Raw genomic sequence first — 12,643 nt, 5'->3', positions numbered from 1 at the left:
TGCCCGAAGGAGACCGCCATGCCGGTCAAGTACACGCGCGACCTGCTCGCCGCCGCTGCGGCGGCCGCGACCACGCTGGACGAGATACTGATCGCGCTCGACCGCGAGCCGAACCCGTACAACCGCTCGTACCTGCGCCAGCGGATCAAGGCGTACGGCATCGACGCCTCGCACTTCCCCGAGCCCGGGACCTTCTACACGAAGGAGCTCCTGGAGGAGGCCGTTGCGGCCTCGCAGAGCGTGGCCGGAGTGCTCCGCCACCTCAATCGGCGCCAGGGCGGCGGCACGCAGGCCCTTGTCGGCCGCCGCATCAAGGACTTTGGAATCGACACCTCCCACTTCACCGGAGAAGCGCACAATCGCGGCAAGCCGTCGCCTCGCCGCCTGCCCCCGGGGGAGGTCCTCATCCAGCGCCCAGCGGAGGCCAATCGACTGCCCGGCTTCCGCGTCCGCCGAGCCCTCACGGAGCTCGGTCGCCCGGAGGAGTGCCAGGACTGCGGCACCGGCCCGGAGTGGCGCGGGCGGCCGATGACACTTGAGGTCGACCACATCAACGGCGACTGGTCGGACAACCGGCCGGACAACCTCCGACTGCTCTGCCCCAACTGCCACTCCATCACCCCCACCTACTGCGGGCGGAGCAAGAACCGCACCGTCACCCGGCCATCTGCCGGGTGAGGAATTGTCCTCGGTCGATTCCATCTACCGGTAGGCTTGATGCGGCATGCGCCCGTACTCCAGCGGTAGAGAGGAGCGGTTTAGGTCCGCTTTGTCGTGGGTTCGAATCCCTCCGGGCGTACTGAGTCAAATGGCCCGCTCCCCTTCGATTCGAAGGGGAGCGGGCCATCCTTGCTCCTGTGGCCCGTCAGCCGATGAGGTCCTTGACCACCGGCGCCAGCGCCCGGAAGGCCTGGCCGCGGTGGCTGATGGCGTTCTTCTCGTCCGCCGTCATCTCCGCGCAGGTGCGGCTCTCCCCCAGCGGCTGGAGGATCGGGTCGTAGCCGAAGCCGCCGTCGCCGGCCGGGGCGGTGCGCAGGGTGCCCAGCAGCCGGCCTTCGACGACGCGCTCGGTGCCGTCGGGCAGGGCGAGGGCGGCGGCGCAGAAGAAGTGGGCGCCGCGGTGGGGTTCGGCGATGTCGGAGAGCTGGGCGAGCAGCAGGTTCAGGTTGGCGAGGTCGTCGCCGTGCTTGCCGGACCAGCGCGCGGAGAAGATGCCGGGCGCGCCGTTGAGGACGTCCACGCAGAGGCCGGAGTCGTCGGCGACGGCGGGCAGGCCGGTGGCGCGAGCCAGGGCGTGGGCCTTGAGCAGGGCGTTCTCGGCGAAGGTGACGCCGGTCTCGGGGACGTCCGGGATCTCGGGGTAGGCGTCGGCGCCGACGAGTTCGACGTCGAGGCCGGCCTCGGTGAGGATGGCGCGCAGCTCGGCGACCTTGTGCTGGTTGCGGGTGGCGAGGATCAGACGGGTGGACATATCGCTCACCCTATCCAGCTATCCAGCGGGGAGGAGCGATCAGCCGGTGCAGACGGAGGTGAGGTTGCCGGCCGCGTCGCCGAGTGGCTTGAGGTCGGGGGCCTGCTTGCGGTCGACGGCCTGCTGGGCCTTGTCGGCCTGCTTCTGGAGGTCGGTCACGGCCTTGGCGACGTCGGTGTTCTTGGCGTTCCTGCCGATCTGGTCGAGGTCGCCCTTGAGTTTCTGCAGTGCCTTGCCGGCGGCCGCCGAGTCGTTGCTGGAGCCGTCGTAGGCCTTGGTGAGGTCGGCGAGGTCGCCGGTGACCTTGACGGCGGTGTTGCCGCAGTCGACGGCCTTCTGGGCGGCGGAGCAACTCACCATGCTGAGTGGGAGGATGGCGATCAGTCCGGCCACGGCGAGGGCGGCGGGGCGGGCGATGCTCGACGGCATCCGGTCCTCCTGGTGGGCGGGGGTTCCATGGGGAGGGACGCACTCCGCCTGCGGCGCGGTTCCCGCAGCGGGGGTGCTGCGGGAACCGTACGGGCTGGGGGCCGGGCGTGTACAGCGGGCCGTACAGGCGTTCAGCCGCCGGGGGTTCAGCCTTCCAGCGCCTTGCGCTGGATCTCGTCGAGCTCGGCGCAGCCGAGGGTACCGAGGTCGAGCAGCCGGTTGAGCAGGTCGCGGTCGAACGGGGCGCCCTCGGCGGTGCCCTGGACCTCGACGAAGCGGCCGTCGGAGGTGCAGACGATGTTCATGTCGGTCTCGGCGCGCACGTCCTCCTCGTACTGGAGGTCGAGCATCGGGACGCCGTCGATGATGCCGACGCTGACGGCGCTGACGCCGCCGGTGATGGGCTGGCCCTTGGCGCGCAGCAGCTTGCGCTCGCGAGCCCAGGAGACGGCGTCGACGAGGGCGACGTAGGCGCCGGTGATGGCGGCGGTGCGGGTGCCGCCGTCGGCCTGGAGGACGTCGCAGTCGAGGACGATGGTGTTCTCGGCGAGGGCGCGGTGGTCGATGACGGCGCGCAGCGAGCGGCCGATGAGCCGGCTGATCTCGTGGGTGCGGCCGCCGATGCGGCCCTTGACGGACTCGCGGTCGCCGCGGGTGTTGGTGGCTCGCGGGAGCATGGAGTACTCGGCGGTGACCCAGCCTTCGCCGCTGCCCTTGCGCCAGCGCGGGACGCCTTCGGTGACGCTGGCGGTGCACAGCACCTTGGTGTCGCCGTAGGAGACGAGGACGGAGCCTTCGGCGTGCTTGCTCCAGCCCCGTTCGATGGTGATGGGGCGGAGCTGGTCGGGGGTGCGGCCGTCGATGCGTGACATAGCCACTGAGCGTAGCCGCTCGGGTGGGTGGTTCCGGATGTGCCTCGGCCCGCCGTCTCCCTGAGCGGGTCGGCGGGCCGCGGGTGGTCGAGCCTGGGTGGCTCAGCTCACATCATGTCCTCGATGTCGGCGGCGATCGGGTCGGCGTCGGTGCCGATGACGACCTGGATCGCGGTGCCCATCTTGACGACGCCGTGGGCGCCGGCGGCCTTGAGGGCGGCCTCGTCGACCAGGGAGGCGTCCTTGACCTCGGTGCGCAGGCGGGTGATGCAGCCCTCGACCTCTTCGATGTTGTCGATGCCGCCCAGACCGGCGACGATCTTCTCAGCCTTGCTGGCCATCTGGTTTTCTCCCTCTGTCTCGGCTCTTCGGCGGCTCTGCCGGGTGCCGTCGTGCGCTGTGCTGGGTGGGTCCTCGACCGTCGGGTGGTGAGGTCCGTGCCGGTGGCTGACGCGGGTTCAGCTGCGGTCGCGCTGCCGGGCAGCGCGACCAGCATGACCCGAGCCGGGCCGGTCTGCCACGTTAGTCCACTTTTGGCCCATTCCGGCGCGCAGGCTCCCGGCCGCCACCCGAGGATGACGATCAGCGGGGGCTCGCGTCCCGGCGTCCGGCCCGCGTCCCAAAGTGGTCTACACCAATATATGTGTACTCCGATGAACGCGGGAACGGCACCGGGTGTTCCTGGCCCCCGCCCGAGGGTCCCGCAGGGGCCCGCCGGTCGGCAACTGCTCCCGGAGGGCGAAGGATGAGCTCGGCAGGCGCCACGGCCCCGCAGACCACGTGGTGGCACACCTTCTACGGCGGCCTCCAGAAGATGGGCCGCTCGCTGCAGCTGCCGGTCGCGGTCCTCCCCGCGGCGGGCATCCTCAACCGGCTCGGACAGCCCGACGTGTTCGGCAAGGACGGCCTGGGCTGGAACGACGTCGCCAGGGTCTTCGCGGCGGCCGGCGGCGCACTGCTCGACTCCTCACTCGGCCTGCCGATGCTGTTCTGCGTCGGAGTGGCGATCGGCATGGCCAAGAAGGCGGACGGTTCGACGGCGCTGGCGGCCGTGGTCGGCTTCCTCGTCTTCTACAAGGTGCTGCACGCCTTCCCGGAGAAGTGCAAGCCGCCGACGGTGCTGATCAGCGACCAGTGCGTGGACTACTCCTCGGCGAAGGCCGCCAATGCGACGTACCAGAACCCGGGGGTGCTGGGCGGCATCCTGATCGGTCTGATGTCGGCCTGGCTCTGGGTCCGCTTCCATCGCGTCAGACTGGTCGACTGGCTGGGCTTCTTCAACGGCCGCCGCCTGGTGCCGATGATCACCGCCCTGGTCGGCATGCTGACCGCGGTGGTCGCGCTGTGGGTGTGGCCGCCGGTAGGCCGCGGCCTGAACGACTTCTCGCAGACCCTGGCCGATCTGGGCGCGGGCGGCGCCGGCATCTTCGGCCTGTGCAACCGCGCACTGCTGCTGATCGGCATGCACCAGTTGCTGAACACCTTCGTCTGGTTCCAGTTCGGCGAGTTCACGAAGCCGGACGGCAGCATCGTGCACGGCGACATCCCGCGTTTCCTGGCGGGCGACCCGACGGCCGGCCAGTTCCAGTCCGGATTCTTCCCGATCATGATGTTCGCGCTGCCCGCCGCGGCGCTCGCGATCGCCCACTCGGCCAAACCGCACCGCCGCAAGGAGATCTACGGCCTGATGCTCTCGGTCGGCCTGACCTCCTTCGTCACCGGCGTCACCGAGCCGATCGAGTACTCCTTCGCCTACATCGCCCCGGCCCTGTACGGCGTGCACGCACTGCTGACCGGCGCCTCGATGGCGGTCACCTGGGGGCTGGGGGTGCACGACGGCTTCAGCTTCTCGGCCGGCCTGATCGACTACGTGATCAACTGGGGACTCGCCACCAAACCGTGGATGATCATCGTCATCGGGCTGTGCTTCGCCGCGGTGTACTACGCGCTCTTCCGGTTCATCATCGTCAAATTCGACCTGAAAACACCGGGCCGGGAGGACGAGGCCGAAGTCGAGGACGTCACCAAAGCCTGATTCACCCCCGATTCGGCCGCCGCCCGGAACACCACTCGCAAAGGCCCTCGGACCCGCCGGTCCGAGGGCCTTCGGCATTTCGGGAAAGGACGGAATTCCCTACCGGGACTCGCCGAAAAGGCAATTCGGTCGCGATCCGACCGGACAGCGGGCGCTCCGGAGGGGTGCCGACCACGGGCGGGGGACGTCCCCTCGGGCACGTCCGCGACCCTCCGGTCACTCTCAGCAGCCACCGTGCGCGCCCCGGAGCGGCCGGATCGTCCGGGCCCGACCCGGCCGGACCCCCGGCACCGGCCTCGACCCGGGCGCCGCAAGGGCTCCGCGCTTTTTGTTGCGCAAATAGCCAAAATCCCAATCCCGACTGAAATCATGATCGTCGCTCCGCATCCAGGTTTCGATTTCATAGCGCTTCCCGGCGGCGGCGCTATCCGGGGTTCCCCGACTTCTCCACCCGTGCTACAAAACTGGTCTACACCACGTGTGGTGTAGACCAGTTCGCGGTTGGCCCCTGTGCCTCCCCCCGACCGACCGCCATGCCGTTAGGAACCCACCCCCATGAGTCAGTCTGCGCAGGCACCGGCGCCCGCCAAGGCTCCGACGCCGATCAAGAAGTTCGGCAACAGCGTCCTTCCTGGTCTCCAGAAGGTCGGCCGCAGCCTCCAGCTGCCGATCGCCGTGCTCCCGGCGGCCGGTCTGCTGGCGCGTCTGGGCCAGCCCGACGTCCATGAGAAGTGGCACTTCCCCGCGAAGCTCGTCGAGGTCTTCGGCGCCGCGGGTACCGCCATCACCGGCGCGCTGCCGCTGCTGTTCTGCGTCGGCATCGCGATCGGCTACGCCAAGAAGGCGGACGGTTCCACGGCGCTGGCCGCGCTGGTCGGTTACCTCGTGTTCAAGAACGTGCTGACCGCCTTCCCGGCGGACGGCACCGTCACCGCCGCCCTCCCCGCAGGAAAGCCGCAGGACCCGGGCGTCCTCGGCGGCATCGTGGTCGGTCTGCTCGCGGCCATCCTGTGGCAGCGGTTCCACCGCACCAAGCTGGTCGACTGGCTGGGCTTCTTCAACGGCCGCCGCCTGGTGCCGATCATCATGGCCTTCGTCGGCACCGGCCTGGGCGTCCTGTTCGGCCTCGGCTGGCAGCCCGTCGGCGACGCGATCTCGCACGTCAACAACAGCCTGGTGGGCGCGGGCGCGCTCGGCGCCGGCATCTTCGGCCTGGTCAACCGCGCGCTGATCCCGATCGGCATGCACCAGTTCGTCAACACCTACGCCTGGTTCCAGACCGGTGACTTCACCAAGCCGGACGGCACCATCGTGCACGGTGACATCAACCGCTTCCTCGCGGGCGACCCGACGGCCGGTCAGTTCCAGGCGGGCTTCTTCCCGATCATGATGTTCGCGCTGCCGGCCGCCGCCCTCGCGATCGCCCACTGCGCCCGCCCCGAGCGCCGCAAGGCCGTCATGGGCATGATGATCTCGATCGCGCTGACCAGCTTCGTCACCGGTGTGACCGAGCCGATCGAGTTCACCTTCCTCTTCATCGCCCCGGTCCTGTACGCGATCCACGCGGTGCTGACCGCCGTCTCGATGGCCGTCACCTGGGGCCTCGGCGTGCACCACGGCTTCAGTTTCTCGGCCGGTCTGATCGACTACACGATCAACTTCAGCCTGGCCAAGAACCCGCTGCTGATCATCCCGATCGGCCTGGTCTTCGCGGCGATCTACTACTTCACGTTCCGCTTCGCGATCACCAAGTTCAACCTCAAGACCCCCGGTCGCGAGGACGACAGCGAGATCGAGGACGTGACCAAGGCCTGACGCCGGTCCCGTCCGCCCCGAAGGCCCCGCCCACCGCCGCTCACCCGGCGGCCGGGCGGGGCCTTCGGCATGTCCGGCGGACGACGACGGCGGACGACGGCGGACGACGAAGGCGGTTGACGAACCGCCGGAAGCCCTGGTCAACTGAAGTCGTGTACCCCTCGTGCCCGCTGGTGACCCGCAGCCACATCGACTTCGGTCGCGTGTGGTCCGCGGCGTGTCGCGGCTGAGCCGACCCCTCCCCCCGCCGCCGCCCGGCTGAGTCCCCGCCCGGCGCCGGCCGTCCTCCCCCGCCCGTCGCGGGCCTCCGCCTGCCCACGGGCCGTCACCGCGCACCCGCGCGCGACCGCACCCCCGTACCCGCATCCGTACGGAGCCGCGTCCGCGCACGTCCGCACGAGGAAAGCCAGGCTCGCCATGCCCCGCCCGTTGCACCTCTCCGCCGCCATCGACACCGCCGCCGACGCCGACACCGCCGGCCCCGGCCGCCTCGACGCCGCCCACTACGCCGGCCTCGCCCGCCTCGCCGAGCGGGCCGGCCTGGACTTCGTCACCCTCGACGACTCCTTCGCCGCCGAGCCGCGCCGCCCCGACGCGCTCGCCACCCTGGCCCGGATCGCCCCGCTGACCGAGCGGATCGGGCTGGTGCCCACCGTCACCACCACCCACACCGAGCCGTTCCACACCTCGATCTCGCTCAACACCCTGGACTGGGTGAGCGAGGGCCGGGCCGGCTGGCTGGTCGGCGTCTCCGGGACCGAGGCCGAGGCCCGGGCGTTCGGCCGCCGCCCGGTCGCCCCCGAGGACGAACTGTGGGCCGAGGCCGCCGAGGCCGCCGAGGTGGCCGCCCGGCTCTGGGACAGCTGGGAGGACGACGCGGAGATCCGGGACACCGCCACCGGCCGGTTCATCGACCGCGACAAGCTGCACTACATCGACTTCGCGGGCCGGCACTTCTCGGTCCGCGGCCCGTCCATCACCCCGCGCCCGCCGCAGGGCCGCCCGGTGGTCGCGGTGCCGGTGGCCGCCGCCGACCTGGCCCGGGACGCCTCCCCCGGCGGGCGCGCCCGGGTCGCCACCGCGATCCGGTACGCCGACGTCGTCCTGCTGGACGCCCCCGACCGGGCCACCCGGCTGACCGCCGCCACCGAACTGCGGCTGCGCTCCGGCGAACACCTGCGCATCCTGGCCCGGCTCGCCACCGCCCTGCCCGACCGGGCCGCCGAGCAGCGGCTGCTCGCCGAACTCGCCGCCACCGGCACCGGCGTGGACGGCTTCCACCTCGTCCCCGCCGACCCCGAGCGCGACCTGGCCGCCCTCGCCGCGCGGATCGCCCCGGCCCTGCGCAGCACCGGACTGCTGCGCACCGGCTACCCCGGCCGCACCCTGCGCGACCACCTCGGCCTGGCCCGCCCGGCCGGCCGCTACGCCACCGTGCCCGCCGCCCCCACCGGCACCGGCTCCCCCGCCCCCACCCTCTCCGCCGCCCTGGCCGAGGTGACCCGATGACGGACCGTCCGCTCAAGCAGGTCCACCTCGCCGCCCACTTCCCCGGCGTCAACAACACCACGGTGTGGAGCGACCCGGCCTCCGGCAGCCACATCGAGTTCGCGTCCTTCCGCCACCTCGCACAGACCGCGGAGCGCGGGAAGTTCGACTTCTTCTTCCTCGCCGAGGGCCTGCGGCTGCGCGAGACCAAGGGCCGCGTCCACGACCTGGACGTGGTCGGCCGCCCCGAGTCGATCACCGTGCTGAGCGCCCTGGCCGCCGTCACCGAACGGATCGGCCTGGCCGCCACGGTGAACGCCACCTTCAACGAGCCGTACGAACTCGCCCGCCGCTTCGCCTCCCTGGACCACCTCTCCGGCGGCCGGGCGGCCTGGAACGTGGTCACCTCCTCGGACGCCTTCACCGGGGAGAACTTCCGCCGCGGCGGCTATCTGGCGCACGCCGACCGCTACACCCGGGCCGCCGAATTCGTCGAACTGGCAAGGAAGTTCTGGGACGCCGGGGGCGCCACGGTGGAGCACACCGGCCCACAGTTCGCGGTCCGGGGGCGGCTCTCCCTGCCCCGCCCGCCGCAGGGCCACCCGGTGGTCATCCAGGCCGGCGACTCCGACGAGGGCCGGGAGTTCGCCGCGGCCGCCGCCGACGTCATCTTCAGCCGGCACTCCACGCTCGCCGACGGCCAGGCCTTCCACACCGACGTCAAACGCCGACTGGCCGCCTACGGCCGTAAGCCGGACGAGCTGAAGATCATGCCGGCCGCCACCTTCGTCCTCGGCGACACCGACGCCGACGCCCAGGAGCGCGCCGCCGAGGTCCGCCGGGCCCAGGTCGGACCGCAGACCGCGCTCCACTTCCTGGAGCAGGTCTGGGGCGTCGACCTGTCCGGCCACGACCCGGACGGGCCGCTGCCCGCCGTCGACCCCGACCCGGACGGCGCGCTGGTCCAGGGCCGGGTCCGGTTCGGCGACCCCCTGGCCGTCGCCGAACGGTGGCGTGCGGTGGCCGCCGAGAAGAACCTGACCAGCCGCGAACTGGTCATCGAGGTGACCGGCCGGCAGTCCTTCATCGGCTCCCCCGCCACCGTCGCCGGGCAGATCGACCACTTCGTGCAGAACGACGCGGCCGACGGCTTCGTCCTCGTCCCCCACCTCACCCCGGGCGGCCTGGACGAGTTCGTCGACCGGGTCGTCCCCCTGCTCCAGGAACGCGGCGTCTTCCGCACCGACTACACCGGCCCGACCCTGCGCGACCACCTCGGCCTCCCGGTGCCCGAACGGCGCCAGGCCAGGACGGACGACGTCGGGGCGGTGGCTCAGACCTCGTACACCGCGCCGGCCCGGGCCAGCTCGACCGGGCCGGGGTAGACGGCAGCAGCGTCACGGCGGTTGTGCTCGGCGTCGGTCCACGGCGGGATGTGGGTGAGGACGAGTCGGCGGGCCCCGGCGGCGGCCGCGTGCTCGCCGGCCTCCCGCCCGTTGAGGTGCACCGCCTGGTAGGTGTCGCGGCCGTCCAGGTACGCGGCCTCGCAGAGGAACAGGTCGGTGTCGCGGGCGAGTTCCACCAGTTCGGGGCTCTCGCCGGTGTCGCCGGAGTAGACCAGCGAGCGGCCTTCGTGGTCCAGCCGGAAGGCGAAGGCGTCGACCGGGTGGTTGACCTGTGCGACGGTGACCCGGAACGGTCCGAGCCGGAAGCTGCCCGGGGTGAGCGTGCGGAACTCGAACACCTCCTTCATTCCGGGGTTCTCCGGCATGTCGTACGCGCGGGCCAGCCGCTCGGCGGTGCCGGCCGGGCCGTACACCGGCAGCAGCTCGGGACAGCCCTCGGCGCGGTAGTTGCGGGCGACCCAGTAGGCGCACAGGTCGACGCAGTGGTCCGCGTGCAGATGGCTGAGCAGGACGGCGTCGACCTCGTACAGGCTGGTGTACTTCTGCAGCGCGCCGAGGGCGCCGTTGCCGAGGTCCAGCACCACGCGGTAGCCGTCGGCCTCGACCAGGTAGCTGGAGCACGGCGAGTCGGCGGACGGGAAGCTCCCCGAGCACCCCACCACGGTCAGTTTCATCCGAGCCCCTCCGCCCCGACACGTCCTGGCTGCTGTTGGAAAACGGCATCGAAAACAGCATGGAAAACCGCAGGCCGGGCCGGTGGACCGGCCGGTGGCACTGCATTGGTGTGTTGAGGGTAAGGGCGAACCGGCGCTTTGCCCCCGTCCCCGTGCCGGGCTGTGGCTGGAATCACCCAGACCGCCGGGGCGGGGGCGGCGGCGTGGGATCAGCGGTGCCGGGGGCGGTTGCGGGCCCAGGTCCGGATGGTCCCGGGATACCAGCGGGGGTGTCCGCTGCCGTCGATCACGTCCGGCTCCGGCAGCAGCCCGTGCCGCCGGTAGTTGCGGACGGTCTCGGGCCGGACATTGATGTGCCGGGCGATCTCGGCGTACGACCAGAGTTCGTTCCCGCTCACGAAAGCACCTCCGGGGGGCGGGGGCGGACGTTCGTGAGGCAGCCTTTCCGGACGGCACCGGGGCGTAGCCGACGGAACGGGCGTCGTGGCGGATCCGTGACGAACCGGGAGCAACCTACGGACAAATGCTCAACTGTCACAGCCGCCCACGGTGGAGGCGTTCACCACCGGGCCGGTACGGTCGCCGCATGACTGGCATCTGGATCGTTCTCCTGCTGGCGGGCGTCGCCGTGCTGGCAGCCGTCGCGGCGGCGCTGGTCAGGCGCACCCGCCCGGCGTCGCGGCCGACCGGCCCCACCGGCCCGCGGCCGCGCCCGAGCACCAAGGCCGGCCCGGAGCCGCAGGAGATCTGGTGGGCCGAGGTGCCGTTCGAGGACGGCCCGGGCTCCAAGGACCGCCCCTGCCTGGTGCTGCGGGTGCACGGCCGGACGGCCACCGTCGCGAAGATCACCAGCAAGCACCACGCCGAGCGCCCGGGCGTGCTGCCGCTGCCGCCCGGTTCGGTGGGCGACCGGCAGGGCCGGACCAGCTGGCTGGAGACCGACGAACTGCGCGAGGTGCCGCTGTCGGCCTTCCGCCGCCGGGCCGGCGCCGTCGACCGGCAGGTCTGGGCCCGGGCCCAGCGGGCCCTGCAAAGCTAGGCCCGGAGACAGCCAGGCCCGGAGGCAGAGCTGGGCCTGGGGCAGAGCTGGGCCCAGGGGCAGGGCTAGGCCCAGAGCTGGCCCTGCAGGGCCTCGACCGCGGCCTCGGTGGACTCGGCGGTGTAGATGCCGGTGGAGAGGTACTTCCAGCCGCCGTCCGCGACCACGAAGACGATGTCCGCACGCTCCCCGGCGGCCGCCGCCTTGCGGCCGACGCCGATCGCGGCGTGCAGGATGGCGCCGGTGGACACGCCCGCGAAGATGCCCTCCTGCTGGAGGAGTTCACGGGTGCGGCGGACGGCGTCCGCGGAGCCGACGGAGAAGCGGGTGGTGAGCACCGCGGCGTCGTACAGCTCCGGCACGAAGCCCTCGTCGAGGTTGCGCAGCCCGTACACCAGGTCGTCGTAGCGCGGTTCGGCGGCGACGATCCGCACGCCGGGCACCTTCTCGCGCAGGTAGCGGCCGACGCCCATCAGGGTGCCGGTGGTGCCGAGGCCGGCCACGAAGTGGGTGACGGTCGGGAGGTCGGCGAGGATCTCGGGGCCGGTGGTGGCGTAGTGGGCGCCCGCGTTGTCGGGGTTGCCGTACTGGTAGAGCATGACCCAGTCCGGGTGCTCGGCGGCGATCTCCTTGGCCATCCGGACGGCGGTGTTGGAGCCGCCGGCCGCCGGGGAGGGGATGATCTCGGCGCCCCACATCCGGAGCAGTTCGCGCCGTTCCTCGCTGGTGTTCTCGGGCATCACGCAGACCATCCGGTAGCCCTTGAGCTTGGCGGCCATGGCGAGCGAGATGCCGGTGTTGCCGCTGGTGGGCTCCAGGATGGTGCAGCCGGGGGTGAGCCGGCCGTCGGCCTCGGCGCGCTCGATCATGTGCAGCGCCGGGCGGTCCTTGATGGAGCCGGTCGGGTTGCGGTCCTCCAGCTTGGCCCAGAGGCTCACCAGGCCGCCGTCGTTGCCGGGGACGGCGGCGGACAGCCGCGGCAGGCGGACCAGCGGGGTGTTGCCGACGGCTTCGAGCGGACTGTCGTATCGCAAGGGAGGCCTCCGGCCACGGCGGTGAGGGTGAAGAGGGTCGGCTCCCCCGCGGGGCGGTGGGGCGGGGGAGCCGGGGGCCTTGGGCCTAGCGGGCGCCGCCGGCCACGGCGGGCAGGATGGTGACGCTGTCGCCGTCGGCGAGGGCGGTGGAGATGCCGTCCAGGAACCGGACGTCCTCGTCGTTCAGGTAGACGTTGACGAAGCGGCGCAGCTCGCCGCCGTCGAGCAGGCGGGCGGCGATGCCGGGGTGGCGGGCGTCGAGGTCGGTGAAGAGCTCCCCGAGGTTGCTGCCGTTGCCCTCAACGGCCTTGGCGCCGTCGGTGTAGGTGCGGAGGATGGTCGGGATGCGGACCTCGATGGCCATGGGTGCGCTCCTGTGC

13 protein-coding genes, 1 tRNA gene and 1 pseudogene are annotated in these 12,643 nt (G+C 71.7%); 7 read left to right on the top strand and 8 right to left on the bottom strand.

All coding sequences use genetic code 11. The features are described 5' to 3' along the window. The first annotated feature begins 18 nt into the window (after positions 1-18). Both ACZ3YL_RS15545 and ACZ3YL_RS15540 read left to right on the top strand, forming a co-directional pair. Positions 19-678 (top strand): HNH endonuclease signature motif containing protein, encoded by a 660-nt coding sequence (locus tag ACZ3YL_RS15545; protein ID WP_465657714.1) that lies wholly within the window; start codon positions 19-21, stop codon positions 676-678. Between the two features lie 48 nt (positions 679-726). Continuing rightward, positions 727-799, top strand: a tRNA-Leu gene (locus ACZ3YL_RS15540). 66 nt (positions 800-865) lie between these two features. On the opposite strand, the gene rdgB is transcribed toward ACZ3YL_RS15540, so the two are convergent. The 4 genes and pseudogenes from rdgB to ACZ3YL_RS15520 all read right to left on the bottom strand — a co-directional run. Then, entirely contained in the window at positions 866-1,471 is a 606-nt protein-coding gene (gene rdgB, locus ACZ3YL_RS15535) for an RdgB/HAM1 family non-canonical purine NTP pyrophosphatase (RefSeq protein ID WP_188306404.1), read from the bottom strand. Positions 1,472-1,510: 39 nt separating this feature from the next. Next, the gene (locus ACZ3YL_RS15530) at positions 1,511-1,900 is read right to left on the bottom strand and encodes a hypothetical protein (protein WP_188306405.1); all 390 of its coding nucleotides are present in this window, start codon (positions 1,898-1,900) and stop codon (positions 1,511-1,513) included. Between the two features lie 146 nt (positions 1,901-2,046). Next, positions 2,047-2,772, bottom strand: coding sequence for a ribonuclease PH (rph, locus tag ACZ3YL_RS15525; protein ID WP_188306406.1), 726 nt, complete (start codon positions 2,770-2,772; stop codon positions 2,047-2,049). A 107-nt stretch (positions 2,773-2,879) separates the two neighbouring features. Continuing rightward, positions 2,880-3,143, bottom strand: a pseudogene (locus ACZ3YL_RS15520) (PTS sugar transporter subunit IIB); the annotation flags it as partial. Positions 3,144-3,517: 374 nt separating this feature from the next. On the opposite strand from ACZ3YL_RS15520, the gene ACZ3YL_RS15515 reads away from it, so the two are divergent. From ACZ3YL_RS15515 to ACZ3YL_RS15500, 4 genes are all read left to right on the top strand, one after another. Then, complete coding sequence (locus ACZ3YL_RS15515; RefSeq protein ID WP_188306407.1) at positions 3,518-4,807, top strand: PTS transporter subunit EIIC; 1,290 nt, start codon at positions 3,518-3,520, stop codon at positions 4,805-4,807. Positions 4,808-5,362: 555 nt separating this feature from the next. Beyond that, the gene (locus ACZ3YL_RS15510; RefSeq protein ID WP_188306408.1) at positions 5,363-6,622 is read left to right on the top strand and encodes a PTS transporter subunit EIIC; all 1,260 of its coding nucleotides are present in this window, start codon (positions 5,363-5,365) and stop codon (positions 6,620-6,622) included. 417 nt (positions 6,623-7,039) lie between these two features. After that, on the top strand, positions 7,040-8,131 hold the full coding sequence (locus ACZ3YL_RS15505; RefSeq protein WP_465657711.1) for an LLM class flavin-dependent oxidoreductase: 1,092 nt from the start codon (positions 7,040-7,042) through the stop codon (positions 8,129-8,131). After that, positions 8,128-9,495: an LLM class flavin-dependent oxidoreductase gene (locus tag ACZ3YL_RS15500; protein ID WP_465657710.1), complete on the top strand. Its 1,368-nt coding sequence runs from the start codon at positions 8,128-8,130 to the stop codon at positions 9,493-9,495. Before ACZ3YL_RS15505 ends, ACZ3YL_RS15500 begins: the two co-directional genes overlap by 4 nt. Here the strand turns inward: ACZ3YL_RS15500 and ACZ3YL_RS15495 are convergent. Further along, entirely contained in the window at positions 9,444-10,190 is a 747-nt protein-coding gene (locus ACZ3YL_RS15495) for an MBL fold metallo-hydrolase (RefSeq protein WP_465657707.1), read from the bottom strand. The genes ACZ3YL_RS15500 and ACZ3YL_RS15495 overlap by 52 nt on opposite strands. 209 nt (positions 10,191-10,399) lie before the next feature. Then, positions 10,400-10,588 carry a MerR family transcriptional regulator gene (locus tag ACZ3YL_RS15490; protein ID WP_188305578.1) on the bottom strand — a complete coding sequence of 63 codons (189 nt, stop codon included), beginning with the start codon at positions 10,586-10,588 and terminating at the stop codon, positions 10,400-10,402. Positions 10,589-10,776: 188 nt separating this feature from the next. Between ACZ3YL_RS15490 and ACZ3YL_RS15485 the strand changes: the two genes are divergently transcribed. After that, the gene (locus tag ACZ3YL_RS15485) at positions 10,777-11,229 is read left to right on the top strand and encodes a type II toxin-antitoxin system PemK/MazF family toxin (protein WP_188305577.1); all 453 of its coding nucleotides are present in this window, start codon (positions 10,777-10,779) and stop codon (positions 11,227-11,229) included. Between the two features lie 65 nt (positions 11,230-11,294). On the opposite strand, the gene ACZ3YL_RS15480 is transcribed toward ACZ3YL_RS15485, so the two are convergent. Together ACZ3YL_RS15480 and ACZ3YL_RS15475 are read right to left on the bottom strand one after the other, a co-directional pair. Continuing rightward, positions 11,295-12,263, bottom strand: a complete 969-nt coding sequence (locus ACZ3YL_RS15480; protein WP_188305576.1) for a PLP-dependent cysteine synthase family protein — start codon at positions 12,261-12,263, stop codon at positions 11,295-11,297. Positions 12,264-12,348: 85 nt separating this feature from the next. After that, a complete protein-coding gene (locus ACZ3YL_RS15475) occupies positions 12,349-12,627 on the bottom strand; it encodes a MoaD/ThiS family protein (RefSeq protein ID WP_188305575.1) in 279 nt (92 codons plus the stop codon). Positions 12,628-12,643 lie beyond the last annotated feature (16 nt).

It is taken from the genome of Kitasatospora sp. NPDC023176, from assembly GCF_055560495.1.
The sequence above is the reverse complement of the archived record's forward strand: the minus strand, read 5'-3'. Positions and strand labels throughout refer to the sequence as shown.

Bases quoted from the DNA above. Each gene is read 5' to 3' on its own strand.
- ACZ3YL_RS15475 (WP_188305575.1), bottom strand. From the start codon at position 12,627: ATGGCCATCGAGGTCCGCATCCCGACCATCCTCCGCACCTACACCGAC.
- ACZ3YL_RS15510 (WP_188306408.1), top strand. From the start codon at position 5,363: ATGAGTCAGTCTGCGCAGGCACCGGCGCCCGCCAAGGCTCCGACGCCG.
- ACZ3YL_RS15495 (WP_465657707.1), bottom strand. From the start codon at position 10,190: ATGAAACTGACCGTGGTGGGGTGCTCGGGGAGCTTCCCGTCCGCCGAC.
- ACZ3YL_RS15505 (WP_465657711.1), top strand. From the start codon at position 7,040: ATGCCCCGCCCGTTGCACCTCTCCGCCGCCATCGACACCGCCGCCGAC.
- ACZ3YL_RS15530 (WP_188306405.1), bottom strand. From the start codon at position 1,900: ATGCCGTCGAGCATCGCCCGCCCCGCCGCCCTCGCCGTGGCCGGACTG.
- rdgB (WP_188306404.1), bottom strand. From the start codon at position 1,471: ATGTCCACCCGTCTGATCCTCGCCACCCGCAACCAGCACAAGGTCGCC.
- ACZ3YL_RS15485 (WP_188305577.1), top strand. From the start codon at position 10,777: ATGACTGGCATCTGGATCGTTCTCCTGCTGGCGGGCGTCGCCGTGCTG.
- ACZ3YL_RS15515 (WP_188306407.1), top strand. From the start codon at position 3,518: ATGAGCTCGGCAGGCGCCACGGCCCCGCAGACCACGTGGTGGCACACC.
- ACZ3YL_RS15500 (WP_465657710.1), top strand. From the start codon at position 8,128: ATGACGGACCGTCCGCTCAAGCAGGTCCACCTCGCCGCCCACTTCCCC.
- ACZ3YL_RS15545 (WP_465657714.1), top strand. From the start codon at position 19: ATGCCGGTCAAGTACACGCGCGACCTGCTCGCCGCCGCTGCGGCGGCC.
- rph (WP_188306406.1), bottom strand. From the start codon at position 2,772: ATGTCACGCATCGACGGCCGCACCCCCGACCAGCTCCGCCCCATCACC.